We start from the raw sequence: 303 nt of genomic DNA on the forward strand, positions 1-303 counted from the left end.
CCCGTCCCGACATAGAGGCCAGAGCCGATCGAGCCGCCGCCCGAGGTGCCGCCGGGACCGGAGCCGACGCCACCTGAAGCCTGAGCCAAGCGCGCACCGTCACATACTCCGCGCACCGGTGTTAGGTCCTGTTGACAAAGTATGGCAACCATATCTTTGCAGCGGCCAGGGCAAGGAATGCTGCGAAGGATTTTCGTGTCTTGTCGTATCGGGTCGCCACACGACGGAACTGCTTGAGGCGGTTGAACATCCGTTCGATGCGGTTTCGATCCTTGTATGCTCGGAAGTCGCAGGCAGGCGGGT

1 protein-coding gene is annotated in these 303 nt (G+C 61.7%); it reads right to left on the reverse strand.

Annotated elements, in window-relative coordinates:
* Positions 1 to 121 precede the first annotated feature (121 nt).
* A partial coding sequence (locus SB764_RS39210; RefSeq protein WP_410866638.1) for a transposase occupies positions 122 to 303 on the reverse strand: 182 nt, incomplete at its 5' end.

This window comes from Paraburkholderia sp. SIMBA_027 (genome assembly GCF_046535315.1).
GTDB classification, from domain to species: domain Bacteria; phylum Pseudomonadota; class Gammaproteobacteria; order Burkholderiales; family Burkholderiaceae; genus Paraburkholderia; species Paraburkholderia tropica.